This is a genomic window from Corynebacterium gottingense, assembly GCF_007559235.1.
GTDB lineage: Bacteria > Actinomycetota > Actinomycetes > Mycobacteriales > Mycobacteriaceae > Corynebacterium > Corynebacterium gottingense.
On the sequence record NZ_VMHH01000007.1, the window covers coordinates 32,359 to 58,544 of the forward strand.

Sequence of the window (26,186 nt, forward strand, 5' to 3'; positions counted from 1 at the left end):
GAATAGGCAAGACGGCCCGCCGCAACTGCGGACCGCGTACCGCGAGCACCTCGAGGCGTTCAACGCGGACCTGCTCGAAATGTGTGACCGGGTGCGGGCGGCGATGGCGCAGGCCTCCGAGGCCTTGCTGCGCCAGTCGCTCGAGGGCGCGGAAGACACGCTGTCGCAGGTCGACGCACTGCGCGAGCTCAAGACCCGGTGCGAGGAGCGCGGAATGAGCCTGCTTGCACTCGAGAGCCCCGTGGCTTCTGACCTGCGGCAGGTGCTGTCGTCGATCTACATTGTGGAAAACCTGTCGCGCATGAGCTCTCTCGCCATGCACGTGGCCACGCTCACACGCACCCGCCACCCGGATGCCGTAGTGCCTGGCCCGCTCGCCGGCTTCATGGAAGAGATGGCGCGGCTCTCCGACGCCATGGTGGCCCAAACCCGCGAGCTCCTCCTCCACCCCGACGCGGAATGCGCGGCGCAGCTGCACACGATCGACGAGGACATGGACGACATGAAGGCGTATCTACTCAACCTGGTCACCGCCCCGGAGTGGGAGTACAGCACCCGGGAGGCCGTGGATGTGGCCATGCTGGTGCGGTACTACGAGCGCTTCGCCGACCGCTGCGTCAACGTGGGCAACCGCATCGTCTTCCTGGTCACCGGGCTGCAGCCGGAACAGTACCGGGAACAGCGCGACGGCGACTACGACCTGAAGGAAAAGTTCGCCACGATCGAGCGGCGCTTTACCCGCAAGTAGTACCGAGAAATGCGACGGCGCCCCGGATTGCTCCGGGGCGCCGTCCCTTGTGAGGGGACTGTCGGCCCTTAGCCGAAGCGGCCGGCGATGTAGTCCTCGGTTTCCTTTTTCTCCGGGTTCTCGAAGATGGTGGTGGTGTCGTTGAACTCGACCAGGTTACCCGGCTTGCCGGTTGCCTCGAGGGAGAAGAACGCGGTCTTGTCGGACACACGGGCTGCCTGCTGCATGTTGTGGGTCACGATCACGATGGTGTAGTCGGTCTTCAGCTCGTGGATCAGGTCCTCGACGGCGAGGGTGGAGATCGGGTCGAGCGCGGAGCAGGGTTCGTCCATGAGCAGCACCTCGGGGCGCACGGCGATGGCGCGGGCGATGCAGAGACGCTGCTGCTGGCCGCCGGAGAGACCGCCGCCCGGCTTGTCCAGGCGGTCCTTAACCTCGTCCCACAGGTTCGCGCCGCGGAGGGACTCCTCGGCGACCTCCTTGAGCTTCTTCTTGTTCTTCTCGCCGGAGAGCTTCAGGCCGGCGACGACGTTGTCCTCGATGGACATGGTCGGGAACGGGTTCGCCTTCTGGAACACCATGCCGATGGTGTTGCGGACGGACACCGGGTCCACGTTCTTGCCGTAAATGTTGTGGCCGTCGAGCAGGATCTCGCCCTTGACGCTGGCCTTGGGGATGACCTCGTGCATGCGGTTCAGAGTGCGCAGCACGGTGGACTTGCCGCAGCCGGACGGGCCGATGAAGGCGGTGACGGCCTGTGCGGGGATCTTCATGTTGACGTCGCGGACGGCGTGGAAGTCGTCATAGTAGATGTTGACGTCGTTGAGTTCGAGCTTAGACATCGGGGATTCTCCTCAGATGATGGTTGTGTGGGGCGGTTACTTCTTCACGGAGTACTTCTTGGCAATCGCGCGTGCGAGCAGGTTGAGCACGACGACGATGACTACCAGGGTGAGGGCTGCGCCCCACAGGCGTTCTGCGGCAAAGCCGGTTGCACCGGACTTCCACATTTCGAGCATGAACAGCGGAAGCGAGGACTGCGGCTCGCCGAACAGGCCGAACCAGTTCAGTGCCGGGGTGGAGCCGACGAGGATCAGCACCGGAGCGGACTCGCCCATGACGCGGGCCACTGCGAGCATGATGCCGGTGACGATGCCGGACAGGGCGGTCGGCAGCACGATGCGCAGGATGGTCTTCCACTTCGGCACGCCGAGCGCGTACGACGCCTCGCGCAGGTCCATCGGGACGACGCGGAGCATCTCCTCGGTGTTACGCACCACCAGCGGGACCATCAGCAGGATCAGGGAGAGCGACACGGCGAAGCCGGAGCGCTCCATGCCCAGGATGGTGATCCAAAGTGCGTAGATGAACAGCGCGGCGACGATGGACGGCACACCGGAGAGGATGTCCACCATGAAAGTGGTGAGCTTGCCCAGTTTGTTGCCGTTGGAGTATTCGACCAGGTAGACGGCGGTGAACACGCCGATCGGGATGGAGATCAGCGACGCGATGAGCGTCTGCATCAGGGTACCGGCGATTGCGTGGAGGGCGCCGCCGCCTTCCTTGGACATGCGGACGCCGACCATATCGTCGGTCCACCAGCCAAGGTCGAGCACCGCGGGGGCACCGCGGAGGATCACGGTGATCAGGAGCCAGAGCAGCGGCACGAGCGCGATGATCATGCACAGCCACATCAGGCCGCCCATGACGGAATTCATGGTCTTACGGCCCGAGGAGATGTCGGTGAAGGGGTTGTCTTTCGCGGAGCGAGTGCTTTCCGACGCCACGTTGGCCGTCGCGTTGCCCGCGCCCTGAGCACCGGCGTTGTTGGGAACTGCTGTAGACATTCGCTTGCCTGCCTTACTTCTTGTTGACGATCGCGCGAGCGATCGAGTTGACAACAAAGGTCAGCACGAACAGGACAAGGCCTGCCGCGATGTAGGCACCGGCAGAGACCGGGTTGTTGAACTCTGCGGATGCGTTCGCGATGGCGGTAGCGAAGGTGGTGCCACCGTCAAAGAGCGAACCACGGAAGTCATTGGCCGGCGCGACCACCATGTAGAGCGCCATCGTCTCACCAAGCGCGCGGCCGAGGCCGAGCATGGAGCCGGCGATGAAGCCGGAGAGGCCGAACGGGATGACGGTCATGCGGATGACTTCCCAGCGCGTTGCGCCGAGCGCCAGTGCGGACTCGATCTGCCCCGGAGGGGTCTGGACGAAGATCTCGCGGGCGGTGGCCGCGATGATCGGCAGGATCATGATGGCCAGGACGATGCCACCGGTGAGCATGTTGCGGGCCGTGGAGAACGGCGGGGAATTCTGGTAGGTGGCGAACAGGAAGAAGCCACCGCCCCACGAGTTGATCCACTCGTAGAACTTGCCCAGGGCCGGGCCGAGCACCTGCGCGCCCCAGAGGCCGTACACGATGGAGGGGACCGCGGCGAGCATGTCCACGAGGGTGCCCAGTGGGCGCACCAGGTTCTTCGGCGCGTAGTTGGAGAGGAAGAGCGCGATGCCGAGTGCGACCGGCATGGCGAGGATCAGCGCGATGAGGGAGATCATCACGGTGGAGAAGAACAGGTTCGGGATACCGAACTGCATTGCGTCCAGGTTGGCAGTCTGCCAGTTGCCGCCGTAGGTGAAGAAGCCACCGACGCCGCCTTCGTTTCGGCTCAGCGGCGGGATCGCCTGGAGCACCAGGAACAGGCCGATCGCGATAATGATCACGGTGATCAGCGTTGCCGAGGCGGTCGAGAGGAATTCAAATACGCGGTCGCCCGGGCGCTTCACGCCCGCGCCGGAGGTCGTTTCCACCGGGGCCGCCTGGGTGGTTTGCACCGGCGTACCGGTAGCGGACTGGACCTCGGGCTGCGCAGGCGCAGCCGTCGACCCCGCTCGGCGGTCGTCCGCCGGAGTCATTTCGTTGTCAGCCATGGTTACTGGTCCTTATACGGTTGAAAAGAGGGGGAGCCAAACTCCGAATGTTCAATTTTTTGGTAACGGTTTGCACACTTGGTGTTAACCGTGCCCTCACATGGGCGTGCCCCCCGCAACGGCACTCGCCGCGTTGGGGGGCACCACACCGCCAAGTGGCTTACTGGATGGCGTTGACTGCCTCGCGCAGGCGCTCAGCGTGTGCGCCGGCGACCGGGATGAAGCCCTCAGCTGCGAGCTCGTCATCCTGGGAGTCCAGAGCAACGTTCAGGAAGTCCTTCACCATCTTGGAGGTGGACTCGTCGTAACCAGCGGAGCAGACGATCTCGTAAGTGGTCAGCACCAGCGGGTATGCGCCCTCTGCGTCGGTCTTGAACAGCTTGTCAGCGTCGACGACCATGTTGTGACCCTCGGTCTTGAACTCCAGGGTGTCCAGGGTCTTCTCAACGGACTCGTCGGTCAGCTCGACCGGGCCGGAGCCGAAGTCGATGTTGGCCTTTTTGTCAGCGAAGCCAGCCTCGACGTAGGTGATTGCGCCCGGGGTGTTGTTGACCTCGGTAGCAACGCCGGAGGAGCCGTTCGCACCGGTACCGACCTCGCCCGGGAAGGACTTGCCGGAGCCGGTCCACTTGCCGTCCGAAGCAGCAGCCAGGAACTTCTGGAAGTTGTCGGAGGTGCCGGACTCGTCAGAGCGGTAGAACGGCTTGATCTCCTGGTCCGGAAGCTCGGCGTCCGGGTTGGACTCCTTGATCTTCGGGTCGTTCCAGTTGGTGATGTTGCCCTGGAAAATGTCAACAACGTTGTCGACGGTGAGGTTCAGCTCGTCAACGCCGTCCAGGTTGTACGCGATGGCAACCGGGCCGATGACGAACGGCAGGTGCCATGCCTCGTTACCACCGCAACGCTCAGCGGCAGCCTCAACCTGGTCGTCCTTCAACGGGGAGTCGGAGCCAGCGAACGCAGCCTGGTTAGCGATGAAGTTCTTCTGGCCGGAGCCGGAACCGGTGGCGTTGTATGCCAGGGTCGCGCCCGGAACTTCCTCGGCGTAGCGAGCTGCGAAGTAGTCCATTGCGTTCTGCTGAGAGGTAGCACCCTCGCCGACCAGCTGGCCCGTCTGGCCGGAGAGCTCTGCGCCGGCACCCTCAGATTCGGAGCCCTCAGCGGCGGAGGAAGCCTCGGAGGAGGTGTCGGTGGAGTCAGAGTCAGAGGAATCGCCACAAGCGACGAGGGCTGCGGAGGAGACTGCGACGGCGCCGATGATGGCGGCGGTGCGCTTAAAGTTGCGGTTCACGGGATACCTTTCCGGTGCTTAGTCAGTTACCACTCGAGCATCGGTGCCACTCTCGGCCGGTTTTGTCCACAGCGAAGTGGACGAAACCATTTCCGATTACTCACGGTTACTCAACCTAGAAGTCAGCGGTTAACCCCAAGTGTCTGGTTTGGTGAACAATCGGTGAACTTCGCCAACACGCCAGAAAAAGCCTGATAAAACGCTGCGGATGCGATGAATGTCACACAATCAGCGGTTGACTCGCGTCACCGCAGTCCCACCAACAACAGCGGTTACGCGCTTTCCGGCGCCGCGCCGTACACCACGTGCCGCTCCGCCACAGCAAAACCGAGGCCCTCGTACCGCGCCACAGCCGGCGCGTTATCCGCCTCCACGTACAGGATGACGCGCTCCCTCCCCTCCCCCACCAAGTGGGAGAGCGCGAGCTGCATCAGCGGTGCGCCGAGCCCGCGGCCGCGGTAATCATTGGCCAGGCCGACGACGTACACCTCGCCCGTACCGTCCGGGTGCACCTTGGTCCAGCTGAAGCCAGCGAGCTCGTCCCCGCAGGAGAGGAACCAGACCCCCTCCGGGTCAAACCACTCCACCCGCATCGCGCGGTGGAGACGCTCCAGGTCCCACCCGCCCTGCTCGGGGTGCCAGGAAAACGCCTCGTTGTTGACGCGCAGCCACTCGCGCTCGAGCGCGTCCTGCTCGCCCGCCGCTTTCGCGCTGGCAAGGGTGCGCGCTTGGTAGCCGTTCGGGAGCGTGAGCTGCGCTGCGTCCCGTAGATCGTCCCCCTCGCACGCCATGACCAGGAGCTCGCGCGTGGACTCTAGCCCCAGCGACTCCGCCAGGGCGCGCGCGCCCGGCAGATTGCCGTGCGCCCACAAGCCAGCGTCGGGACGCTGCTCGAGCACCCGGCGCGCCAACTCGGCACCGATTCCGCGGCGGCGGACCTCCGGGTGCACCACCAGCTCCGCGGAGCCGTCCGGGGCGATGGAGGCCAGGCCCGCGAGCCCACCGGGGACGTCGGTGGAAGGGGTGGTGAGGAGGGAGTGGTTCAGGGTGGCGTCGCTAAGCGCCTGCTCGAACGCCTCGGAGAATGGGGCGACCCCGTCGGCGTCGGTGGCTGCGTGGAGGATGGTGCTGTTATCGTGCATGGACCCAGGCTACGGTACAAGTATGCAATTGAAGCGAAGTGCGGCTGTCGGGGTCGCGGCGATCGCGCTGCTGGGCTACCTCGCGGACACGGCGGCGGGGATGCGCGCCGAGCACGCGCTCTCCGCGCGCGCCGCTGAGCTGGGCGAGCTGTCCACCGCCCCCGCAGCGTACGTCGGCGGCCTGCCCTTCGGCCGGACTGTACCCCGCATTACCGTCGACGCCCTGGATGTGCCCGTTGCCGGCGTCGGCGTGGGCAACGTGGGCATCAAGCTTGTCGACGTCACCCTGCCCCACCCCCGCACCGCGCACCTCGTGAACGACCTGCCCGGCGCGAAGGCGAGCCTCGTGCGCCGCATCGTCCGGCTCGACGGCGTGGCCTTCGGGCAGCTGCTGGGCATGACGAATCTGGACATCGCGAGCCCCTACGACATCTCCCCGTCCGGCGGCGGCGCGAGCGAGGCGCGGCTGACCGGCACCATTCCGGGCACGGAGGACCCCGTGACGGTGGTGGTGACGCTGCGAATCGACGGCACGAAGTTTGTCATGCGCCCGAGCGAGCTCGTGGACGTCCCACTGGAGCTCACCGACCGCGCCGTTGACACGTTCAGCCTGGAGCGCGATACCCGGGACCTGCCGCTCGGTGGCCCTGCCGACTGCGTGCAGCTCACCGGCGGATCGATCGAGTTTTCGCGGGACCGTATTAATACCGTCGTGGAGGAGACAGACCTCACCCCGCTCCTGCGAGACCCGTCGACGGACGAGGGCACCCGGCAAGCGGAGGATTCGCCGCTGGCGTCAGACGCGGAGGATGCCTCGGCAAGCTAGGCAAGCTCGGCAAGCGATGCAAGCGAGGCAGGCGAGGCAGAGTGCGGTCGCGGCACGCCAACGACTACCCTGGCTGGCATGGCTGATACAGAGAACACCACCCCCGAGAACACCGGCTCGCTCAACGGCAATGAGGCCGTCAACCTGGCCGCGGAGCAGTCAAAGAACACGGCGCACCGCAATATCCCCGCACTGGGTTTTGAGGACTTCCCGCTGGAGGAGGACACGGCGAACCTGCGTCAGGGGCCGAGCCTGCACGACGGGCTGCTGGCACTGTTACCGCTGGTCGGCGTGTGGACCGGCACCGGTCAGGCCAACGACAACGGCGAAGAGTACGCCTTTGGCCAGCGCCTGGTGATCTCCCACGACGGCGAGAACTACCTGCGCTTCGAATCGCGCATCTGGCGCATCGACGAGGACGGCAACGCCACCGGTGCCGACCAGCGCGAGGTGGGCTTCTGGCGCATTTCCCTGAAGGACGAGATCGAGGTGACCCTCACCAACTCCCGCGGCCTCGTCGAGGTCATGTACGGCGAGCCGGTCAACGAGCGCGCCTGGCAGCTGCAGAGCGCCACCACACTGGCCACCGAGTCCGGCCCGAAGCAGCACGGCGCGGGCAAGCGCCTCTACGGGCTCATGCCCAACAACAACCTGGGCTGGGTCGACGAGCGCGCCGTCGGCGGCGAGATGGTTCCCTACATGTCCGCCGAGCTCAAGCGCATCGCCGGCTAAGCCCTATCCAGCGCGGCGACGATCAGCTTTTGCACCTCCGCCGCATTGTCCGGCGCCGGGAGCTTCTTCCCGTTCAGCTTGCGCACCCGCGCGTACATGCGCGTGGAGCTGACCAGCCAGACGGATTCCGCCTTCAGCAGCTCGCTGAGGTACATGTCCTTCTGCTTACACTTCCACCCCTTCTTCTCCGCGTGCGCGAACAGCGCCGCCTGGGTGGTGCCGGGCAGGATCCCCGGCCCCGGCTTCGGGGTGCGCAACCGCCCGCCCTTCTTCACAATCACCACCGTCGAGGTCGCGCCCTCCAGGACACGGTCCGTCTCCGGGTCGATGTAGATGACGTCGTCGTACCCCTCTCCGCGGGCCCACCGCAGCGCCGCCATGGACGCCGCGTAGTTCAGCGTCTTCGCGCCCACCCGCATCCAGGGGACCTCCGCCTCCCCGCCTTCGCCGCGGTTGATGGTGTACCCGCGCGGGGTGGTCACCACGCTCACCCCGTTTTTGCGCTGTTCCAGCACCGAGTCCGGGATTGGCCGGATGGTCAGCCACGCAGTGGGCACGCCGGTAGTCTCGCGCCCGCGCGACATGGTCCAGACGCACTTCGCGTCCACGTCCTCCGCAGCGAGCCCACGCTCACGCACGTAGTCGGCCACCGCCTCCCGGGTCGCCTTGATCCAGTGCTCCCTGCCGGGGTCGGGCAGGTCGAGGGTGGCGGCGGAGCGCCGGAACCGCTCCACGTGCTGCTCCAGGTTCGCGGGCTCGCCCTTGCGGATGAGGATCGTTTCAAAGATGCCGTCGCCGCGCGTCACAGCCGCGTCGTCCCAGAAGATGTGGGGAGTGTTCGCGTTTTGTCTGCGCACGGAGCCGCCGAAGGGCTCGACGAGGTAAATGACCGGAGCGGGTGGGAGCATCGATGCCATAATGTCCCATTATGCCCGTATGATCGGGGTCTATGTCGTATTCGTCCGATCTTTTACAACTGCCCGGCGCCACCCCCATCGAGTCCAACCTGCTCGCCGAGGGAGTGGCCTGGCACTACGGCAATCCGCTCGCGGAACAGCAGGGCTTACGCATCATCGACCGCTCGCACCGCCGCGTCATCGCCGTCTCCGGTCCCGACGCCGCCGAGTTCCTGAACAACCTGCTTTCGCAGAAGCTTATCGACGCCACGCCGTCCCTCACCGCCGCCGCTCTCGACCTGGACATCCAGGGCCACATCCTGCACCACGCCGACCTCGCGCTGGTGGACGGCACGTTCTACCTCGACGTCCCGCCCGCGCAGTTCGACTCCTTCGTGGACTACCTGCGCAAGATGGTGTTCTGGTCCGACGTGTCCGTTGAGGAGGCCGACTTGGCCATCCTCACCCTGCTTGCAGACGACGCCGAGTTCCCCGCCATCGACGAGGCCGTCTTCACCCGCCGCGTCAGCGACTTTGCCCCCGCCCGTCTGGACGTGGCGGTACCGCGTGGGGAAGCGCTTGGCGTGGCCAAGCGACTCCACGAGCACGGGGTGGCGTACGCCGGCATGATGGCGTTTACGGCCGCGCGGGTGCGCAACGTCGAGCCCGAGCTGGGCGTGGACCTGGACGAAAAATCCATCCCGCACGAGGCGCCGCGCCTGATCAACCGCGGCGAGCACATCGGGGCCGTCCACCTGAACAAGGGCTGCTACCGCGGGCAGGAGACCGTCGCGCGCGTGGAAAACCTCGGCCGATCCCCTCGCCTGCTGGTCATGCTGCAGCTCGACGGCTCAGCCCCGCACGACCCGCAGCCGGGCGAGACTATCACCTCCAACGGGCGCAAGGTAGGCCGGCTGGGCACCGTCGTCCAGGACGCCGATTACGGCCCGGTCGCGCTCGGATTGGTCAAGCGCTCCGCCCTCACCGCCCCGCTGGACATCGAGGGGGTCGCTGCGAGCGTGGATCCAGACTCGCTCCCTACCGACGAAGGCGAGAAGCTTGGCCGTCTCGCGGTGGACAAACTGCGCCGCGGGCGTTAATCCCAGCTCAGGGGCCGGGTGAGCATTTTCGTGGCGTACAGGCTATTATGTCCCCCAGGACAATAACTATCGAAAGTATGAGGCCGCCTTCTTAGGCCGCCCTAGAACCACCTCAAGGGGGTCACGCCATGGGCCGCGGACGCGCCAAAGCAAAGCAGACCAAGGTTGCTCGCCAACTTAAGTACAACACGCCTGAAATGGACCTCGATTCTCTGCAGCGTGAGCTTGCAGGCAAGGCACCGCAGCGGCGTTGGGACGAGGACGACGACGAGGTGGATGAACAGTACGCCGAGTACGCGGACTGGGACGATGATGACGAGGACCGGAAGTAAGTCCGCCCGGCCCCACAACGCCACCATTCACACCGTTTGAGCACAAGCACCCGGTAACCCCGGGTGCTTTGTTTATGCGCGGGGTGCGCCGCGCCTAGTACTGCGGGTGCTCGCCCACCAGCACTGCACGCTGGGTCTCGCCGTCCTCCGCAGCGCGGACCTCGCCGAGGACCCAGGAGTCCACGTGGCGGGCGGCCAGGATCGCCAGCGCGCGGTCCCGGTCCTCCGGCGCGACGACGGCGACCATGCCGACACCCATGTTGAAGGTCTTCTCCATCTCCTCGTCCGGCACCTGGCCGACCGCCTTGATGGTGCGGAAGATTTGCCCCGGCGTCCAGGTGGCGCGGCGCATCTCCGCAACCAGCCCCTCCGGGATGATGCGGACCATGTTGCCCGCCAGGCCACCACCGGTGACGTGGCAGAAGGTGCGGACCTCACACTCGGAGGCCAGCTCGAGGCAGTCGCGGGCGTAGATGCGGGTCGGCTCCAGGAGCTCCTCGCCGAGGGTGCGGTCGAACTCCTCAATGTGGCCGTCAAGCGGCAGACCGGCCTTCTCCAGCAGGACGTGGCGCGCCAGCGAGTAGCCGTTGGAGTGCAGGCCGGACGAGGCCATGGCGATAATCGTGTCGCCCTCGCGCACGCGGTCCGGGCCGAGCAGCTCATCCGCCTCCACGACGCCGACTGCGGTGGCGGAGACGTCGTAGTCGTCGGCCTCCATCACCCCGGGGTGCTCCGCGGTCTCGCCGCCGAGGAGCGCGCAGCCGGCCTGGACGCAGCCTTCGGCGATGCCGCCGACGATGTCCGCGATCTTCTCCGGCACGACCTTGCCGGTAGCGATGTAGTCCTGCAGGAACAGCGGCTCGGCGCCGCAGACGACCAGGTCGTCGACGCACATGGCGACCAGGTCGATGCCGATGGTGTCGTGTTTGTCCATCGCCTGGGCGACAGCCAGCTTAGTGCCCACACCGTCGGAGCCGGCCGCGAGCAACGGCTCGCGGTACTTGCCCAGGGCGAACAGACCGGCGAACCCGCCGATGCCGCCCTTGACCTCCGGGCGGGACGCGCGCTTCGCGTGGCCCTTCAGCAGCTCGACGGCGCGGTCGCCGGCCTCGATGTCAACGCCCGCGGCGGCGTAGGAGACGGAAGGGTCGGAGTTCTGGTTAGTCATGTCGGGTGTCACCTTTCTGGATGCGCCGGACAAGGTCGGCGTTCGGGTTGCCGTCGGGAAGCCCGAGCGGGTAGTTGCCGTCGAAGCAGGCGGCGCAGAGGTTTTCTGCGGGGTGGTTGGTGGCGGCGATCATGTCGTCGATAGGCACGAAGGCCAAAGAGTCAGCGCCGATCATGGTGCGGATGGACTCGGCGACCTCCGCATCGGTGCCGCCGCGGCCGTGGTTGGCAATGAGCTCGCCGGGGCTGGCGAAGTCGATGCCGTAGAAGCACGGCCACTTCACCGGCGGCGACGCGATGCGCACGTGTACCTCGGCGGCGCCTGCCTCGTGCAGCATGCGAATCAGCTTGCGCTGGGTGTTGCCGCGCACGATCGAGTCGTCCACCACCACGAGCCGCTTGCCTTCGATGACGGCGCGCACCGGGTTCAGCTTCAGCCGCAGCCCGAGCTGCCGCAGCGTATCGGACGGCTGGATAAACGTACGACCCACGTACGCGTTCTTCATCAACCCCTGCTTGAAGGGGATCCCGGACTCCTCGGCGTAGCCGATCGCCGCGGGGGTGCCCGACTCAGGCACCGGCATGACCAGGTCGGCCTCCACCGGAGCGACTCGCGCTAATCGACGCCCAATCTCAACGCGGCTGGCATTCACCGTCTGGCCGTCCAGCACCGAATCGGGGCGCGCCACGTAGACGTACTCGAACACGCAGCGGGCCTGGCGCGGCGCCTCGGCGAAGCGCTCGGAGCGGATACCGGTGGCGTCGATGGCCACGAGCTCCCCCGGCTCGATGTCGCGCACGAAGGAGGCGCCGACGATGTCCAGGGCGCACGTCTCGGAGGCGACGACCCAGCCGCGCTCCAACCGGCCCAGGGAGAGCGGGCGCACGCCGTGCGGGTCGCGGGCGGCGTAGAGGGTGTCGCCGTCGGTGACCATGAAGCAGAACGCGCCTTGGAGGCGAGGGAGGAGGTCGAGGGCGGCGTCGATAAGCGTGTGCTCCCCGCGGATCCGGTCGGCGAGCAGCGCGGAAACGACCGCGGTATCGGAGGATGAGCCCTGGCCCTGCACGCCATCGGCCGGGATGAGCTTGCGCTCGATCGCCTCGGCCTGCAACTCCTGGTAATTGGTCAGGTTGCCGTTGTGCGCGAGCGCGACGTCCGTGCCGTTTGGCGAGGTACGGAACATCGGCTGCACGTTATCCCAGGAATTGCCGCCCGCGGTGGAGTAGCGCGTGTGCCCGATGGCCACATCGCCCTGGAGGGCATCGAGGACGGACTCGTCGAAGACCTGGCTGACCAGGCCCGTGTCCTTAAAGACGACGATGTTGGAGTGATCGCCCACCGCAATGCCCGCGCCCTCCTGGCCGCGGTGCTGGAGGGCGAACAAGCCGAAATAGGACAGTTTGGAGACGTCTTCACCAGGCGCCCACACGCCGAACACGCCGCACTCATCGCGCGGTGCGTCGTCGAGCTGCGCCCGGGAGTCCCCGAAGTTTTCCATGCTCACGGTATGCACGGCCCTTACTTTAACGGACCGCGCCTACGAAAGGGCAATTACGGGCAACCCCCGCGCGATCTCGCCAGCCCGAGAGCCGGAGGCGTCGATCCTGCCCGCGGCCACCTCGTCCTTAAACGTGCTGCGCCCGGTGGCGATGCGAAGCCACGTCTCCGGAGCCATCTCCACCACGTTCGGCGGGGTGCCGCGGGTGTGCCGCGGGCCCTCCACGCACTGCACCGCCACGAACGGGGGCACGCGCAGCTCCACCGACTTGCCCGGGAGTTCTTCGGCGAGGGTGCGGGCGGTGCGGCGGGTGGCGTCGGCAAGCAGGGCGCGGGAGGGCTTCTCCCCTTCACCATCGAGCCACGCGGCAACCGCCGCCACCACCTCGCGCGTTGCCGCCGGGTCCTGCTTCGAGCTTCTGCTGGATGCCATGCGCTCCATACTAAGATGTCGAGTCATGACGAACACAGCAGTCCCCATGAACAGGTCGGCGTCCATCACGCTGCGGTTCATGGCATCGCCTACCGACGTCCTCATCGCCGGCGCCCAAGGCGTCTCGGGCGGCCGCGTCCTCGAATGGATTGATAAGGCCGCCTACGCCTGCGCCGCACAATGGTCCGCCACCTACTGCGTGACCGCCTACGTGGGGCACATCCACTTCACCCGGCCAATCCCGTCCGGCCACATCGTGGAGGTGCGCTCCACGATCGCCATGACCGGGCGCAGCTCCATGCACATTGTCAACGAGGTGCTCTCTGCCGACCCCCGCGAAGGCAAGTTCACCCGCGCCTGCGACTGCCTCGTCATCTTTGTGGCCAAGGACCCGGAGACCGGCAAGTCCATGCCCGTGCCGACGTTCGTGCCGATTACCGACGAGCAGCGCCGCGTCGAAAAAGCCGCGAAGTCGCGCGTGGAACTGCGCAAGGCCATCGAGGCGTCCATGGAAGAGCAGACCTACACCGACGATTGCACCGCGCCGCGTCTGACGCACCGGTTCATGGCCAAGCCGACCGACGTGAACTGGGGCGGCAACGTCCACGGCGGCACCGCGATGGAATGGATCGACGAGGCCGGCCTCGCCTGCACCATGGAGTGGTCCGGGGAGCGCACCGTCGCCGTCTACGCCGGCGGTATCCGGTTTTACAAGCCCATCCACATCGGCGACCTCATCGAGGTGGAAACCCGCATCACGCGCACCGACTCCCGCTCCATCCACGTCTCCACCTTCGTCCGCTCCGGCGACCCACGCGGCGGGCGCGACCAGCTCAGCAACGCCATCCACGCCACCACCACCTACATCGGCATCGACGTTGACGGCAATCCCCTCCCCGCGCGCCAATTCGTCCCGTCCACCGACGAGGACAAGCGCCTCTGGGAGCACACCCAGACGCTCAAGGACCTGCGCGGCCAGTACGAGCCGGAGCCGCTGGTCGAGCGGCCGGAGGCGACGCAGCGGGTGGACTAGGGCTGTTGGGGGGGTGCGCCGCTGGGTTTTTCGCTGCGTAACCCCGTCGTCTAAATGGAGCTAGCTCCTTTTGGGGTTCACGGTTCCGCGCGACCTGGCGTTTTACCGGAGGGTCAGGTCCAAATGGAGCTAGCTCCGTTTAGGGTTCACGGTTCTGCGCGACCTGGCGTTTCACCGTCGGCGCAGGTCCAAATGGAGCTAGCTCCGTTTAGGGTTCACGGTTCTGCGCGACCTGGCGTTTCACCGTCGGCGCAGGTCCAAATGGAGCTAGCTCCGTTTAGGGTTCACGATTCTGCGCGACCTGGCGTTTCACCGTCGGCGCAGGTCCAAATGGAGCTAGCTCCGTTTACGCCGCGCTCCCGAAGCCGTAACGAACCCCAGCAACGTCGCAGAAACGACAAAGCCCGCCGCGCCGGCACCTGTGGCACCGGCGACGACGGACAGGCCGAAGACAGCGGCGAGCGTCAGCAATAGCGCAGCCACGTGACGCCCGCCTGGACGCTACACCGCAGCGTTGGGAGCGTGCGCTGCGGCGAAGTGCGACGGAAGGGTGTCGGCCCAGGCGTCGCGAAGCTGGGCGATCTCCAGCTGCTCGGAGCCAAAGCGCAGGACACCCTCCGCATTCGTACGCCCGATCAGCGCGGCCGGCACGCCTGCGGCACCCGCGCGCTCTACCAGCGCGTCGGCACGATCCGTGGTTACGGCGACCAGGACGCGGGATGCAGACTCCGAGAACAGCGCGGTGAACGCGTCCTCGTGCACAGCCGCGAGGTCCAGGTCAGCACCCTTGCCGGAGGCCTGCAGCATCTCGAAGACAGCCTGAGACAGGCCACCCTCGGACAGGTCGTGCGCGGCGGTCACGCCACCGTTGTCTGCGGCATCGGCGAAGAACTTCGCCAGGCGCTCCTCGTTGGCCAGGTCCACCTTCGGCGGCACGCCGCCCAGGCCGGAACCGGAGATGTCCTGCCATACGGAGCCGCCGAACTCGTCGGCGGTCTCACCGAGCAAGACCAGGGAGAACTCCTCCTCCGTCGAAGGCACGGCGTGCGGGTTCGCCTTGGCTACGTCGTCGATGACGCCGAGCACGCCCACCACCGGGGTGGGCAGGATCGGGGTCTCGCCGGTCTGGTTGTAGAAGGACACGTTGCCGCCGGAGACCGGAATGTTCAGCTCGGCGGCGCCGTCGGCAAGCCCGTGCACAGCTTCGCGGAACTGCCACATCACGTCCGGGTTCTCGGGCGAGCCGAAGTTGAGGCAGTTGGTCACGGCGACCGGGGTCGCGCCGGTGACGGCAACGTTGCGGTAGGCCTCGGCGAGCGCCAGGCGCGCGCCCGCGCTCGGGTCGAGGTAGGTGTAGCGACCGGAGGCGTCGGTAGCGATGGCGACGCCGCGGTTCGTCTCCTCGTTGATGCGCAGCACGCCGGAGTCCGCGCCGTGGGCCTGCACCGTGTTGCCGCGCACGTATCGGTCGTACTGCTGCACGATGTAGTCGCGCGAGCACAGCGCGGGGGAGGCCACCATCTTCAGCCATGCGGCCGAGAGGGCCTCTTGCTTATCGACGCCCCCTCGCTCCCCAACCTCGTCAATCCAGTCAGGGCGGGCGTAGGGCCGCTCGTAGACCGGGCCCTCGTCGATCGACGACGGCGGCGCGTCCAGCACGACCTCGCCGCCGTGGGTGACCACGTAGCGGTCCTTCTCATCGGTAACCTCGCCGATGACGGCGGCGCCCACCTCCCACTTCGCGCAGATTTCCATGAAGCGATCCACGTTGTCCGGGGTGACCACGGCGCACATGCGCTCCTGGGACTCGGAGGCGAGGATCTCGGCGGCCGACATGTTCTCGGCACGCAGCGGGACGTTGTCCAGGTTGACGCGCATGCCACCGTCGCCGGCCGCCGCCAGCTCGGAGGTGGCACAGGCCAGGCCGCCGCCACCGAGGTCCTGAATGCCCACGACCACGCCGGCGCGGTACAGCTCCAGGCAGCACTCGATCAGCACTTTCTCCGCGAACGGGTCGCCGACCTGGACGGCCGGGAGCTTGCGCTCTTCGCCCTCCTCGAAGGTGGCCGAGCCCAGCACGGACACGCCTCCGATGCCATCGAGGCCGGTGCGCGAGCCGAAGAGCACCACCTTGTTGCCGGTGCCGGACGCGAAGGCGAGCTTGAGATCCTCCACCTTGAGCGTGCCCACACACAGGGCGTTGACCAGCGGGTTACCCGCATACGCGGCGTCGAAGACGGTCTCGCCGCCGATGTTGGGCAGGCCGAGCGAGTTGCCGTAGCCACCGATGCCGTGGACCACGCCGGGGAGGACGCGCTTGGTGTCCTCGGCATCCGCCGGGCCGAAACGCAGCTGGTCCATCACGGCGATCGGGCGCGCACCCATGGCCATGATGTCGCGTACGATGCCGCCCACGCCGGTTGCGGCGCCCTGGTAGGGCTCCACGAACGACGGGTGGTTGTGGCTCTCCACGCGGAAGGTCACCGCGTCGCCGTCGCCGATGTCCACCACACCGGCGTTCTCACCAATACCAGCGAGGATCTTGGAGGCCATCTCCTCGGTCATCGTCTCGCCAAAGTAGCGCAGGTGCACCTTGGAGGACTTATACGAGCAGTGCTCGGACCACATCACGGAGTACACGGTCAGCTCCGCGTCCGTGGGGCGGCGGCCAAGGATGGACTTGATCTTGTCGTATTCCTCGTCGCGCAGGCCCAGCTCCGCGTACGGCTGCTGAAGGTCCGGGGTTGCTTGCGCGTTCTCGACGGTGTCGTCGTGCACGGTCATAATCGTTTACGCTCCGATCTTCGAGATAGCATCGATGGCGGATTCGAACAGGCCCAGACCGTCGGTGGACGGGCCGGTGAGCAGCTCAATCGCGTGTTCCGGGTGCGGCATGAGGCCGACGACGCGGCCCGACTCATTGGTCACGCCCGCGATCGAGTTGGCGGAGCCGTTGAAGTTGTCGGTGTAGCGGAAGACCACGCGACCCTCCTGCTCAAGCTGGTGCACCGTCTCCTGCGAGGCCTGGAAGCGGCCCTCGCCGTGCTTGGCCGGCACCAGGATCTTGCTGCCCGACTCGAAGCGGGAGGTCCACGCGGTGTCCGCGTTGGCGATCTCCAGGTAGGTGTCCACGCAGTGGAAGTCCAGGTGCTGGTTGCGGGTGAGCGCGCCCGGCAGCAGGCCGGCCTCGGTGAGGATCTGGAAGCCGTTGCAGATACCCAGCACCGGCATGCCCTTCTTCGCGGCCTCCACCACGGCAGCCATCATCGGTGCCTGCGCGGCGATCGCGCCGGAGCGCAGGTAGTCGCCGTAGGAGAACCCGCCCGGGACGACGACGGCGTCCACGCCGGTCAGGTCGTCGTCGGCGTGCCACAGCTGCTTCGGCTCGGCTCCTGCGAGGCGGACGGCACGGAGGGCGTCGACGTCGTCAAGCGTGCCTGGGAACGTGATAACCCCGATGGCTGCTGTCATCGAACAACCTCGAAATCCTCGATCACGGTGTTGGACAGGAGGGTCTCCGCGACGCGAGCGAGCTCCTCATCCGTGACGGAGTCGTCCACCTCGATCTCGAAGCGCTTGCCCTGGCGGACATCCTGGACCCCGTTCACCCCGATTCGCCCAAGTGCGCGCTGGACAGCCTGGCCCTGCGGATCCAGGATTTCAGCCTTCGGCATGACATTTACCACGACACGTGCCATGAGATTCCTTCATTAGTCAGAGGTCAGCAGACGTGGGCAAGTATATCCGACGCCACCGGGGAACCAATAGCGGTCCAACAGATGAACAATGCCTGAACTTTAAGTTTTTACTGAGTTTATACCCAGCGCAGCCTAGCGACCGGCGTTATTTTAACTGGGAAATTACTCCATCCTCTCAGCAAAGGGTTCCACATGCGTTTCTCCCACCGTCACGGGCTCTCCACAGCCTTCATCGTCGCGCTCGCCGCCGGCACCATCACCGTCCCCACCGCACACGCGGCGACCGACGGCTCCAACGTAGTCATCAACGAGGTCTACGGAGGCGGCGGCAACTCCGGCTCCACCATCTCCAACGACTTTGTCGAGCTGTACAACCCCACCGACAAGGACATCGACCTTGCCGGGTGGAGCCTGGCGCAGCAGTCCGCCAAGGGCAACACGGGCAACACCACCTCGCTGCAGGGCACGATCCCGGCCGGCGGGTATTTCCTGATCAAGGGCGCCGCGGGCAATAACAAGGACAACCCGCTCGAAAATGCCGACTACGAGAGCAAATTCAACTTCGGCGGCGAAAGCGCCAGCGCAGTGCTTACCGACGCCTCCGGCAACCAAGTCGACCTCGTCGGCTGGGGCGGGGCGAAGAACTTCGAGGGCAATGTCGCGAAAGGCACGTCGAACTCCACCTCCATCCAGCGCAAAGAAGCAGGCTTAGACACCGACGACAACGCCGCCGACTTCCACGCAGCAACCCCGACCCCGCAGGGCTCGGGCAATGCGCCCGCTGAGCCAACCGACCCCGCCGAGCCGACCGACCCCGCTGCCCCGTCTGATCCCGCGCAGCCTGCCCCGGAGCCCGGCGCGATCACCCCGATCGCCGAGGTCCAGGGCACCGGCGCCGCCTCCCCGCTTGAGGGCAAGACCGTGACCACCGAGGGCGTGGTCACTGCCGTATACGACGAGGGCGGCAAGAACGGCTTCTTCCTGCAGACCGCCGGTTCCGGTGCCGAGAAGCAGCCGGGCGACGCATCCGACGGCATCTTCGTCTACCTGGGCAAAGACCCTGCACCGAGCGAGTTCCCGCAGCGCGGCGACTCCCTGCAGGTCACCGGCAAGGTCTCCGAGTACTACAACCAAACGCAGATCACTGCCTCGTCCAAGACCACGCTCGACGAGGCGCTCGAGGCACCGAAGGCAGTGGAGCTCACCGAGCTCCCGGCTGGCGACGACGCCCGCGAGCCCTACGAGGGCATGCTGGTCCGCCCGGGCGCCTACACCGTGACCGACAACTACAACCTGAACAACACCGGTGACCTCGGCCTGGTGGCGGGCACCGAGCCGATCTACAACTTCACCGACAAGAACGCACCGAGCGTCGACGGCTACCGCAAGTACGAGGCCGAGCAGTCCGCACGCGAGGTGTACCTGGACGACGGCCGCACCAAAAACTACTTCCGCTCCGACAAAGAAACACCGCTGCCTTACCTGGTGACCTCGGATAAGGGCGTGAAGTCCATCCGCACCACCGACCAGGTGGAGTTCCAGACCGACGTGGTTGTGGACTACTCCTTCGACCGGTGGCGCTTCCAGCCGCTGCAGCCGATCACCGGCAAGAACGCCGCCGACGAGCTGCCGATCACGTGGGAGGACTCCCGCGAGAAGTCCATCGACGTGCCGGGCACCGTGAAGGGCGACTTCTCCCTCGGCTTCTTCAACGTCCTGAACTACTTCAACTCCCTGGGCGAGGATGAGGCCAACTGCAAGGCATACAAGGACATGAACGGCACCCCTGTCGGGTCCAACCGCTGCAAGGTCCGCGGCGCGTACACCGAGGATGCGTTCAAGGACCAGCAGGCCAAGATCGTCACCGCAATTAACACGCTGGACGTCGACGTGCTCGGCCTCTCCGAGATTGAGAACACTGCGACCGTCACCGGTGACGTGGCCAAGCGCGACGAGACCCTACAGAACCTGGTCGACGCGCTCAACGACGCCGCGGGCAAGGAAAAGTGGGACCTGGTGAAGTCCCCGACCCAGCTGGGCACCGACGAGGACTACATTCGCGTCGCCTTCATCTACCAGAAGGACAAGATTCGCCCCGTCGGTGAGTCCAAGATCTTCGACGACGGGGCATTCACCGGCACCGCCCGCCAGCCGCTGGCCCAGGAGTTTGAGCCGGCCGAGGGCGGCGACAACTTCGTTGCCGTGGTCAACCATTTCAAGTCCAAGGGCTCCGTTGCTCACGGCGACAAGGATTCCGGCGACGGCCAGGGCAACAACCCGGCCGTTCGTGAAGCCCAGGCACAGGCGCTCATTGATCACCTGAACAAGGAAGACAAATGGACCGACCTGCCGACCTTCATCCTCGGCGACCTGAACTCCTACACCAAGGAAGACGCCATCACCACCATCGAGGGCGGTGGCTTCTCCCTGGTCCACCACGAAAAGGACTTCAACCAGGCCTCCTACCAGTTCGGCGGCCGCCTCGGCACCCTCGACCACGTGCTGGCCAACGCGTCCGCAAGAGACCTGGTCCAGGACTCCGCAGTGTGGAACATCAACGGCGACGAATCGGTCGCGTTCGAGTACTCCCGCCGCAACTACAACGCGCAGGACTTCTTCGGCAGCGGCGACGATAAGCTCTACGGCTACGGCAACCCGTTCCGCTCCTCCGATCACGACCCGGTCAAGGTCGGCTTCAACATCGCCGTCAACGAACCAACCACCAGCCGCTCCATCATCAAGGCCGAGGTGCGCGAAGACGGCCACCTGTGGGTGACCTACTCCGATGACAAGGACAACCCGGTCGACCTGGGCAACGTCACCGGGGCAGACGGCGCTGATGGTGCAGACGGTGCTGCGGGCAAGGATGGCGCTGACGGCCAAGACGGCGCTCAAGGCGAACCCGGCAAACAAGGCCCCAAGGGCGACAAGGGCGACACCGGCGCCGCAGGCAAGAACGGCGCAGACGGCAAGGACGGCGCTGACGGCCAAGACGGTGCTCAAGGCGAGCCCGGCAAACAAGGCCCCAAGGGCGACAAGGGCGACACCGGCGCCGCAGGCCAAGACGGCGTCGATGGTAAGAACGGTGCCGACGGCCGTGGCATCGATTCGGTGTCTTTCAATAAGGCTGGCGAGCTCGAGGTGACCTACACCGATGGCACGATCCAGAATGTTGGAAAGGTCACCGGCGGCAAGGACGGCGCTCCCGGCGATAAGGGCGACAAGGGCGACACCGGCGCCGCAGGCCAGGACGGTGCGGACGGCAAGGACGGAGTAGACGGCGTAGACGGAGCTGACGGCGAGCAGGGCCCCAAGGGCGACAAGGGCGAGACCGGCGCCACAGGCCAAAACGGTGCCGACGGCGTAGACGGTGCCGACGGCAAGGATGGCGTAGACGGCCGCGGTGTTGAGAGCTTCCAGATTGTCGACGGCGAGCTCGAGGTGACCTACACCGACGGCACCACCCAGAAGGTCGGCCCGATCGCTGGTCAGGATGGCGCTACTGGTGACAATGGCAAAGACGGCACCGACGGTAAGGACGGTAAGGACGGCGCTGCCGGCCGCGGCGTTGAGAAGGTCGAGGTCGACGACGAGGGCAACCTCGTCATCACTTTCACCGACGGCACCCCCCAGAAGGCCGGCAAGGTGCAGCCGGACGCACCGAAGCAGCCGAGCAAGCCGGTCCAGGACGGCGGCGACCAGGGCACGTCCGCGGACGGCAGCTCCACCTTCGGCACGATCCTCGGCATCATCGCTGCGCTTATCGCGGGGCTCGGCCTCGCGGGCGCGGCTGCGTACCAGTTCATGCCGCAGCAGGTGAACGATCTGCTCAACCAGCTGGGGCTGCGCTAAGCGGCGCGCTGAGCGCGCAGCTACAGGAACGCCCTGTAGTCTGCGGGCTCGGCGCCGTTGGCCTGGGCGCACAGGACCGCCGCGGTGAAGTCGCGGCGGACCTTCTTTTTGTGCAGCTCACGGGCGGAGATAGATAAGCGAAGGGTGTTGCCCTTCTCCGCGCCGCGGACGGCGGCAGCGATGATGTTGCGCCGCCACCACTTGGCCGTGCCATAGCCCTCGCCGACGGAGAGGTTGCGGCAGCGGGTGAAGGGGGTGGCGGTGGCGTCGGTAAGCGAATAGATGCCCTTCGTTGACACGGCGAGGCGGAACCCGAAGTCCGGGAGCACGCCGAGTGTGCCTGGGGACATGCGCCAGCGCGGCGGGGCGAACATGTCGAGGTGGAAACCGAGCGCCTCCATCTGGCGGGTCGCGCCGGTGAGGCGCAGGCGCGCTTCGTGCTCGCCGAGCGACGCGAACTCGGAGCGGCGGCCCTGCACCGCCTGGTCGAAACCGTTGAGGAGCAGGGCGCGGTGCTCGGCCTGCTCGAGGAGCCAGCCGCGCGTGCGCGAGTCCTTGGCCAGGTGCCACTTCTTGTCGATGTGCGGCGCGACCAGCAACGACACCGGCACGCGCTTGCGGTCCAGGCCCTCGACGAGCCGGACTACGTCATCGAGCGTGTCATCAAAAATGGACGAAATTGAGACGAGAACGCGACCAGACATACCCGCTATTCTCCCACAGCGGCCACGGCTTTGCTCTTCACCAACGTCCACGCGTACTCGAACGCCGTCTGCTTCCACTTGGCGTAGCGGCCCGACACCCCGCCGTGGCCCGCGGACATTTCGGTCTTGAGCAAAATCTCTCCGCCGGTGGCGTACTCGCGTAGCTTGGCCACCCACTTCGCGGGCTCAACGTAGAGCACGCGGGTGTCGTTGAGACTGGTCACGGCCAGGATGTCGGGGAAGTCCTGCGCGATGATGTTCTCGTACGGCGCGTAACCGGCCATGTAGTCGTACACCTCGGGGTCGTGGTACGGGTCGCCCCACTCCTCCCACTCGCCGACGGTGAGCGGCAGCTCGGGCTTGAGGATGGAGGTCAGCGGGTCGACAAACGGCACGATCGCCTGGATGCCCGCGAACTTCTCCGGCGCCATGTTCGCCACCGCGCCCATGAGCAGCCCGCCCGCAGAGCCGCCCTCGGCGACGAGGTGCTCCGGATCGGTAATGCCCAGTTGGATGAGCGTGTCAGCGCACGCGATGAAGTCCGTGAACGTGTTCTTCTTGTGCAGCATCTTGCCCTGGTCGTACCAGCTGCGGCCCATCTCGCCACCGCCGCGCACGTGCGCGCACGCCCACACCATCCCGCGGTCCAGCAGCGAGAGTCGCGCGATGGAGAACCCCGGGTCCATCGACGCCTCGTACGAGCCGTAGCCGTACAGCAAGGTGGGCGAAGCGTTCGGGGCAGTCGCTTTTCGACGCACCACCGACACCGGAATCTCCACCCCGTCCTCAGCCTTCGCCCAGATCCGCTCGGCGACGTACTCGTCCGGGTTGTAACCGCCCTCAACCTCCTGCTCCTTGAGCAGGGTGAACGAGCCGTCCTCGACCCGGTAATCCAACAGCTGCGACGGCTGTGTGTACGAGGTGTAGCCCACCCGGACCACGGGTGCGTCCCACTCCGGGTTGCCTGCCAGGCTCGCGGTGTAGAGCTCCTCGGAGAACTCCAGCTCCGCGAAGGGGGCGAAGTCCTCGCCCGTGAGCGGTGCAACGGCCAGGCGCGGGATCCCGCCGCGGCGGTACGACATGAACACGAAGTCGCGGTAGACGTCCAGCCCCTCGATGCGGGTGGTGTCCGAGTGCGGGACGATGACGGGCAGGTCGCGCAGGTCCGGCAGCTCGGCGGCGAGTGCGACCGCGCTCACCGCGAAGTTCGGCCCCGCGGCGTTGTGCGTGACCAGCCAGTACTCGCGGTCGCCCAGCGCGGCGTAGTCCGGGTGGTACTCCACGCCCTCCTCGCGAGGGCGCATCACCTGAAACTCGGCGGTGGGGTGCTCAAGCGGCGCGACGCGGTACTCGGTAGTCAGGGACGACGAGGACAGGATGTAGAGGAAGCGCTCCGCGCGGTCCGCGCCGACGCCGACGCCGAACTTCTCGTCCTTCTCTTCGAAGACCAGGACGTCCTCGGCCGCGTCCGTGCCCACCTTGTGGCGCCAGATCTGGTGGGGCCGCCAGGCGTCGTCGCACCGGACGTAGAACAGGTAGTCATCGCCGGCCCAGGTCGCGCCGTAGAAGACGCCCTCGATGACATCCGGGAGCAGCTCGCCGGTCTCCAGGTCCTTGATGCGCAGGTCGAAGCGCTCGTCGCCGGTGGTGTCCACCGAGTAGGCCAGGAGGCGGCCAGAGGTGGTGACCGAGGAGGCGCCGATGGAAAAGAATTCGTGGCCTTCGGCGAGCTCGTTGGCGTCGATAAGCACCTGCTCCCCGGGCATCTCCTCCGAGACCTCGGGTGGGGTCCAGGGGTCGTCGGCGGCGGGGACGCGGCACGAGAGGGCGTAATTCTTGCCCTCGATGGTGCGGCCGTAGTACCACCAGTCGCCCGCGCGCTGCGGCACGGACATATCCGTTTCCTTCACGCGCGACTTGATCTCGCCGTAGATCGCGTCGGTCAGTTCGCTCAGGTGCGCGGTGGCCTGCTCAGTGGCGGCGTTTTCCGCCTCCAGGTACGCGGTCGTCTCCGGGCTGTCTTTGTCGCGCAGCCACTCGTAGTTGTCCACGAAGTCGCGGCCGTGGAACGAGCGGGTGATCGGGTGCTTCGGTGCCTTGGGGAAATCCATAGGCACCCAGCCTAGGGCACCGCGCTTACGCGTTGGCGCCCGGCCAGTCGCCGAACTTCTCGCCGCTCAGGCGCTCGTACGCCTCGATGTAGCGGTCGCGCGTGGCCTCCACCACGGAGCCCGGCAGCTCCGGCGGCTGCGTACCTTCCGAGGGGCGCCAGCCCGACTTCGGGCCGGTGAGCCAGTTGCGCACGTACTGCTTGTCAAAGCTGGGCTGCTTCTGTCCCTCCTTGTAGGAATCGGCGGGCCAGTAGCGGGAGGAATCCGGGGTCAGGACTTCGTCGGCAAGCACGATCTCCCCGCTGCTGTCCAGGCCGAACTCGAACTTGGTGTCCGCCAAAATGATGCCCTTGGTCTCCGCGTACTCCGCGGCGCGCGAGTAGACCTCGAGGGTGCGATCACGCAGGCGCTCCGCCAGCTCGGTGCCGATCTTGCCCGCCATGTACTTGAACGTCACGTTCTCGTCGTGATCGCCCTGCGCGGCCTTCGTCGCCGGGGTGAAAATCGGCTCCGGCAGCTTCGACGCCTCGACGAGGCCCTCGGGCAGCTTCACGCCGCAGACCATGCCGCGCTCGTCGTACTCCTTCTTGCCCGAACCGGTGAGGTAGCCGCGGGCGACGCACTCGAACTGGACCATATCCAGCTTCTTCACCACCATCGCGCGGCCCAGCACCTCCTCCGGGATCCGCGGATCATCGATCGGCCCCGCGAGGTGGTTCGGAATCCCGTCCAGCAGGTCGAAGAAGAACATCGACGTTGCGGTGAGAATCCGCCCCTTGTCCGGGATCTCGGGCTCGAGCGAGAAGTCGAAGGCGGAGATGCGATCCGAGGCCACCATGAGCAAGGTGTCCGCATCTACCTGGTAAATCTCGCGGACTTTGCCGCCGGAAAGGTGAGTGTAGTCAGAAAGCTCTGGACGCATGGCACCAAGCATATACCGCGCCACTACCATGTTCCGCATGGTCTCTCGCCTCCCAGTGTTGCTCGCGCTGCCGGTCGTCGCCGCACTCGCCGCGTGCTCGCCGCAACCCGCCAGCACGGACGCCGCCGATATGCCCGACTTCGCCCCCACCAGCGACAACGCCGTCCTCCGCTTCGGCGACACCGCGCGCGTCGCCACCGAGGACCCCGCAACCGGCACCCAAGTCCAGTGGGAGGTCACCGTCGAGCGCCCGCGCCGCATCACCGGCACCCAAGCCGCCAACAACCTCCGCTCGCCCGACCCGCAGCGGTTCGCCGCGTTCACCTGCTTCCCGGTCACGCTCACGCCCGTCGCCATCGGCAGCAACCCCACCGGCCCCACGGTGCCCGTGCCGGAGCTTTCGCTTATCGACGCCACCCCCGCCCCCTCCACGACCCTCACCGCCAACTCCGTCCCGTCTCGGCCGGGCAGCGGCACGGGCCTGGGGGCGGGATCGGGTTCTGGGTCGCGGGCTGGTGGTGGCGCTGAGGCTGGTGCTGTGCCTGGGGCCGCTTCGCCGTCCGCGGCGGAGGCGTACTGCGACATGGGCAGCGGCGCCCCGTCCGGCTACACCGCTGACCTGGAGGAAGGCCGCGCCTACACCACCGCGCTCGCATCCTGGGAGCGTCGCGTGGACCCCGGCGTCCCCGCTACCGGCGTGCGCCTCGACGCCACCGGCGTCCGCTGGGCGGAGTAGACCCCGCCCCGGCCGCTGGTCGGCGCGGCTC

The 26,186-nt window shown here is 66.6% G+C and carries 23 protein-coding genes; 8 read left to right on the forward strand and 15 right to left on the reverse strand.

Features of this window, described 5'->3' with window-relative positions:
- Positions 1–25: 25 nt before the first annotated feature.
- Positions 26–748 carry a phosphate signaling complex PhoU family protein gene (locus FPH17_RS08615; RefSeq protein ID WP_154880017.1) on the forward strand — a complete coding sequence of 241 codons (723 nt, stop codon included), beginning with the start codon at positions 26–28 and terminating at the stop codon, positions 746–748.
- A gap of 68 nt (positions 749–816) precedes the next feature.
- Here FPH17_RS08615 and pstB read toward each other — a convergent pair whose 3' ends face one another.
- The 5 genes from pstB to mshD form a co-directional block, all read right to left on the reverse strand.
- Complete coding sequence (pstB, locus tag FPH17_RS08620) at positions 817–1,590, reverse strand: phosphate ABC transporter ATP-binding protein PstB (protein WP_154879862.1); 774 nt, start codon at positions 1,588–1,590, stop codon at positions 817–819.
- 36 nt (positions 1,591–1,626) lie between these two features.
- Complete coding sequence (gene pstA, locus FPH17_RS08625; RefSeq protein WP_233127033.1) at positions 1,627–2,466, reverse strand: phosphate ABC transporter permease PstA; 840 nt, start codon at positions 2,464–2,466, stop codon at positions 1,627–1,629.
- 142 nt (positions 2,467–2,608) lie between these two features.
- The gene (gene pstC / locus FPH17_RS08630; protein WP_154879864.1) at positions 2,609–3,682 is read right to left on the reverse strand and encodes a phosphate ABC transporter permease subunit PstC; all 1,074 of its coding nucleotides are present in this window, start codon (positions 3,680–3,682) and stop codon (positions 2,609–2,611) included.
- Positions 3,683–3,842: 160 nt separating this feature from the next.
- Entirely contained in the window at positions 3,843–4,973 is a 1,131-nt protein-coding gene (pstS, locus tag FPH17_RS08635) for a phosphate ABC transporter substrate-binding protein PstS (protein ID WP_154879866.1), read from the reverse strand.
- Between the two features lie 272 nt (positions 4,974–5,245).
- Positions 5,246–6,115: a mycothiol synthase gene (gene mshD / locus FPH17_RS08640; RefSeq protein WP_154879868.1), complete on the reverse strand. Its 870-nt coding sequence runs from the start codon at positions 6,113–6,115 to the stop codon at positions 5,246–5,248.
- 22 nt (positions 6,116–6,137) lie between these two features.
- Here mshD and FPH17_RS08645 point away from each other — a divergent pair, with 22 nt between their 5' ends.
- Both FPH17_RS08645 and FPH17_RS08650 read left to right on the forward strand, forming a co-directional pair.
- On the forward strand, positions 6,138–6,941 hold the full coding sequence (locus FPH17_RS08645) for an LmeA family phospholipid-binding protein (protein ID WP_167496801.1): 804 nt from the start codon (positions 6,138–6,140) through the stop codon (positions 6,939–6,941).
- Between the two features lie 78 nt (positions 6,942–7,019).
- Entirely contained in the window at positions 7,020–7,673 is a 654-nt protein-coding gene (locus FPH17_RS08650) for a heme-binding beta-barrel domain-containing protein (protein ID WP_154879872.1), read from the forward strand.
- Here the strand turns inward: FPH17_RS08650 and FPH17_RS08655 are convergent.
- Complete coding sequence (locus tag FPH17_RS08655) at positions 7,670–8,581, reverse strand: aminodeoxychorismate lyase (RefSeq protein ID WP_414437257.1); 912 nt, start codon at positions 8,579–8,581, stop codon at positions 7,670–7,672. The genes FPH17_RS08650 and FPH17_RS08655 overlap by 4 nt on opposite strands.
- Positions 8,582–8,622: 41 nt before the next feature.
- Between FPH17_RS08655 and ygfZ the strand changes: the two genes are divergently transcribed.
- Both ygfZ and FPH17_RS08665 read left to right on the forward strand, forming a co-directional pair.
- Entirely contained in the window at positions 8,623–9,669 is a 1,047-nt protein-coding gene (gene ygfZ, locus FPH17_RS08660) for a CAF17-like 4Fe-4S cluster assembly/insertion protein YgfZ (protein WP_154879875.1), read from the forward strand.
- Positions 9,670–9,797: 128 nt separating this feature from the next.
- On the forward strand, positions 9,798–10,001 hold the full coding sequence (locus tag FPH17_RS08665; RefSeq protein ID WP_095546739.1) for a DUF3073 domain-containing protein: 204 nt from the start codon (positions 9,798–9,800) through the stop codon (positions 9,999–10,001).
- 94 nt (positions 10,002–10,095) lie between these two features.
- Here the strand turns inward: FPH17_RS08665 and purM are convergent, their stop codons facing one another.
- The 3 genes from purM to FPH17_RS08680 are packed head-to-tail and all read right to left on the reverse strand — an operon-like array spanning position 10,096 to position 13,099.
- Entirely contained in the window at positions 10,096–11,169 is a 1,074-nt protein-coding gene (purM, locus tag FPH17_RS08670) for a phosphoribosylformylglycinamidine cyclo-ligase (RefSeq protein ID WP_154879877.1), read from the reverse strand.
- The gene (gene purF, locus FPH17_RS08675; RefSeq protein ID WP_154880020.1) at positions 11,162–12,667 is read right to left on the reverse strand and encodes an amidophosphoribosyltransferase; all 1,506 of its coding nucleotides are present in this window, start codon (positions 12,665–12,667) and stop codon (positions 11,162–11,164) included. Before purF ends, purM begins: the two co-directional genes overlap by 8 nt.
- A gap of 39 nt (positions 12,668–12,706) precedes the next feature.
- Positions 12,707–13,099 carry a sterol carrier family protein gene (locus FPH17_RS08680; RefSeq protein WP_238397111.1) on the reverse strand — a complete coding sequence of 131 codons (393 nt, stop codon included), beginning with the start codon at positions 13,097–13,099 and terminating at the stop codon, positions 12,707–12,709.
- Between the two features lie 25 nt (positions 13,100–13,124).
- On the opposite strand from FPH17_RS08680, the gene FPH17_RS08685 reads away from it, so the two are divergent.
- Positions 13,125–14,132, forward strand: coding sequence for an acyl-CoA thioesterase (locus FPH17_RS08685; RefSeq protein ID WP_154879881.1), 1,008 nt, complete (start codon positions 13,125–13,127; stop codon positions 14,130–14,132).
- Positions 14,133–14,633: 501 nt separating this feature from the next.
- Here FPH17_RS08685 and purL read toward each other — a convergent pair.
- The 3 genes from purL to purS are packed head-to-tail and all read right to left on the reverse strand — an operon-like array spanning position 14,634 to position 17,830.
- On the reverse strand, positions 14,634–16,919 hold the full coding sequence (gene purL, locus FPH17_RS08690) for a phosphoribosylformylglycinamidine synthase subunit PurL (RefSeq protein WP_203085531.1): 2,286 nt from the start codon (positions 16,917–16,919) through the stop codon (positions 14,634–14,636).
- A 3-nt stretch (positions 16,920–16,922) separates the two neighbouring features.
- Positions 16,923–17,603: a phosphoribosylformylglycinamidine synthase subunit PurQ gene (gene purQ / locus FPH17_RS08695; RefSeq protein WP_154879884.1), complete on the reverse strand. Its 681-nt coding sequence runs from the start codon at positions 17,601–17,603 to the stop codon at positions 16,923–16,925.
- Positions 17,600–17,830 carry a phosphoribosylformylglycinamidine synthase subunit PurS gene (gene purS, locus FPH17_RS08700; protein ID WP_095278703.1) on the reverse strand — a complete coding sequence of 77 codons (231 nt, stop codon included), beginning with the start codon at positions 17,828–17,830 and terminating at the stop codon, positions 17,600–17,602. The genes purQ and purS overlap by 4 nt, the downstream gene beginning before the upstream one ends.
- Positions 17,831–18,022: 192 nt before the next feature.
- On the opposite strand from purS, the gene FPH17_RS08705 reads away from it, so the two are divergent.
- Entirely contained in the window at positions 18,023–21,682 is a 3,660-nt protein-coding gene (locus FPH17_RS08705) for an ExeM/NucH family extracellular endonuclease (RefSeq protein WP_154879886.1), read from the forward strand.
- Positions 21,683–21,702: 20 nt separating this feature from the next.
- On the opposite strand, the gene FPH17_RS08710 is transcribed toward FPH17_RS08705, so the two are convergent.
- The 3 genes from FPH17_RS08710 to FPH17_RS08720 are packed head-to-tail and all read right to left on the reverse strand — an operon-like array spanning position 21,703 to position 25,419.
- Positions 21,703–22,386: a DUF2334 domain-containing protein gene (locus tag FPH17_RS08710; protein WP_095278705.1), complete on the reverse strand. Its 684-nt coding sequence runs from the start codon at positions 22,384–22,386 to the stop codon at positions 21,703–21,705.
- A gap of 5 nt (positions 22,387–22,391) precedes the next feature.
- Positions 22,392–24,497: a S9 family peptidase gene (locus FPH17_RS08715; protein WP_154879889.1), complete on the reverse strand. Its 2,106-nt coding sequence runs from the start codon at positions 24,495–24,497 to the stop codon at positions 22,392–22,394.
- 25 nt (positions 24,498–24,522) lie between these two features.
- Positions 24,523–25,419, reverse strand: a complete 897-nt coding sequence (locus FPH17_RS08720) for a phosphoribosylaminoimidazolesuccinocarboxamide synthase (RefSeq protein WP_154879891.1) — start codon at positions 25,417–25,419, stop codon at positions 24,523–24,525.
- Positions 25,420–25,456: 37 nt separating this feature from the next.
- Here FPH17_RS08720 and FPH17_RS08725 point away from each other — a divergent pair, with 37 nt between their 5' ends.
- Entirely contained in the window at positions 25,457–26,155 is a 699-nt protein-coding gene (locus FPH17_RS08725) for a hypothetical protein (RefSeq protein ID WP_154879893.1), read from the forward strand.
- The last annotated feature ends 31 nt before the right edge of the window (positions 26,156–26,186 follow it).

Bases quoted from the DNA above. Each gene is read 5' to 3' on its own strand.
- FPH17_RS08710 (WP_095278705.1), bottom strand. From the start codon at position 22,386: ATGTCTGGTCGCGTTCTCGTCTCAATTTCGTCCATTTTTGATGACACG.
- pstA (WP_233127033.1), bottom strand. From the start codon at position 2,466: ATGAATTCCGTCATGGGCGGCCTGATGTGGCTGTGCATGATCATCGCG.
- FPH17_RS08725 (WP_154879893.1), top strand. From the start codon at position 25,457: ATGGTCTCTCGCCTCCCAGTGTTGCTCGCGCTGCCGGTCGTCGCCGCA.
- FPH17_RS08650 (WP_154879872.1), top strand. From the start codon at position 7,020: ATGGCTGATACAGAGAACACCACCCCCGAGAACACCGGCTCGCTCAAC.
- pstB (WP_154879862.1), bottom strand. From the start codon at position 1,590: ATGTCTAAGCTCGAACTCAACGACGTCAACATCTACTATGACGACTTC.
- purM (WP_154879877.1), bottom strand. From the start codon at position 11,169: ATGACTAACCAGAACTCCGACCCTTCCGTCTCCTACGCCGCCGCGGGC.
- FPH17_RS08655 (WP_414437257.1), bottom strand. From the start codon at position 8,581: ATGCTCCCACCCGCTCCGGTCATTTACCTCGTCGAGCCCTTCGGCGGC.
- purF (WP_154880020.1), bottom strand. From the start codon at position 12,667: ATGGAAAACTTCGGGGACTCCCGGGCGCAGCTCGACGACGCACCGCGC.
- ygfZ (WP_154879875.1), top strand. From the start codon at position 8,623: ATGTCGTATTCGTCCGATCTTTTACAACTGCCCGGCGCCACCCCCATC.
- purS (WP_095278703.1), bottom strand. From the start codon at position 17,830: ATGGCACGTGTCGTGGTAAATGTCATGCCGAAGGCTGAAATCCTGGAT.
- FPH17_RS08705 (WP_154879886.1), top strand. From the start codon at position 18,023: ATGCGTTTCTCCCACCGTCACGGGCTCTCCACAGCCTTCATCGTCGCG.
- FPH17_RS08720 (WP_154879891.1), bottom strand. From the start codon at position 25,419: ATGCGTCCAGAGCTTTCTGACTACACTCACCTTTCCGGCGGCAAAGTC.
- pstC (WP_154879864.1), bottom strand. From the start codon at position 3,682: ATGGCTGACAACGAAATGACTCCGGCGGACGACCGCCGAGCGGGGTCG.
- FPH17_RS08715 (WP_154879889.1), bottom strand. From the start codon at position 24,497: ATGGATTTCCCCAAGGCACCGAAGCACCCGATCACCCGCTCGTTCCAC.
- FPH17_RS08665 (WP_095546739.1), top strand. From the start codon at position 9,798: ATGGGCCGCGGACGCGCCAAAGCAAAGCAGACCAAGGTTGCTCGCCAA.
- purQ (WP_154879884.1), bottom strand. From the start codon at position 17,603: ATGACAGCAGCCATCGGGGTTATCACGTTCCCAGGCACGCTTGACGAC.
- FPH17_RS08645 (WP_167496801.1), top strand. From the start codon at position 6,138: ATGCAATTGAAGCGAAGTGCGGCTGTCGGGGTCGCGGCGATCGCGCTG.
- FPH17_RS08680 (WP_238397111.1), bottom strand. From the start codon at position 13,099: ATGGCATCCAGCAGAAGCTCGAAGCAGGACCCGGCGGCAACGCGCGAG.
- mshD (WP_154879868.1), bottom strand. From the start codon at position 6,115: ATGCACGATAACAGCACCATCCTCCACGCAGCCACCGACGCCGACGGG.
- FPH17_RS08685 (WP_154879881.1), top strand. From the start codon at position 13,125: ATGACGAACACAGCAGTCCCCATGAACAGGTCGGCGTCCATCACGCTG.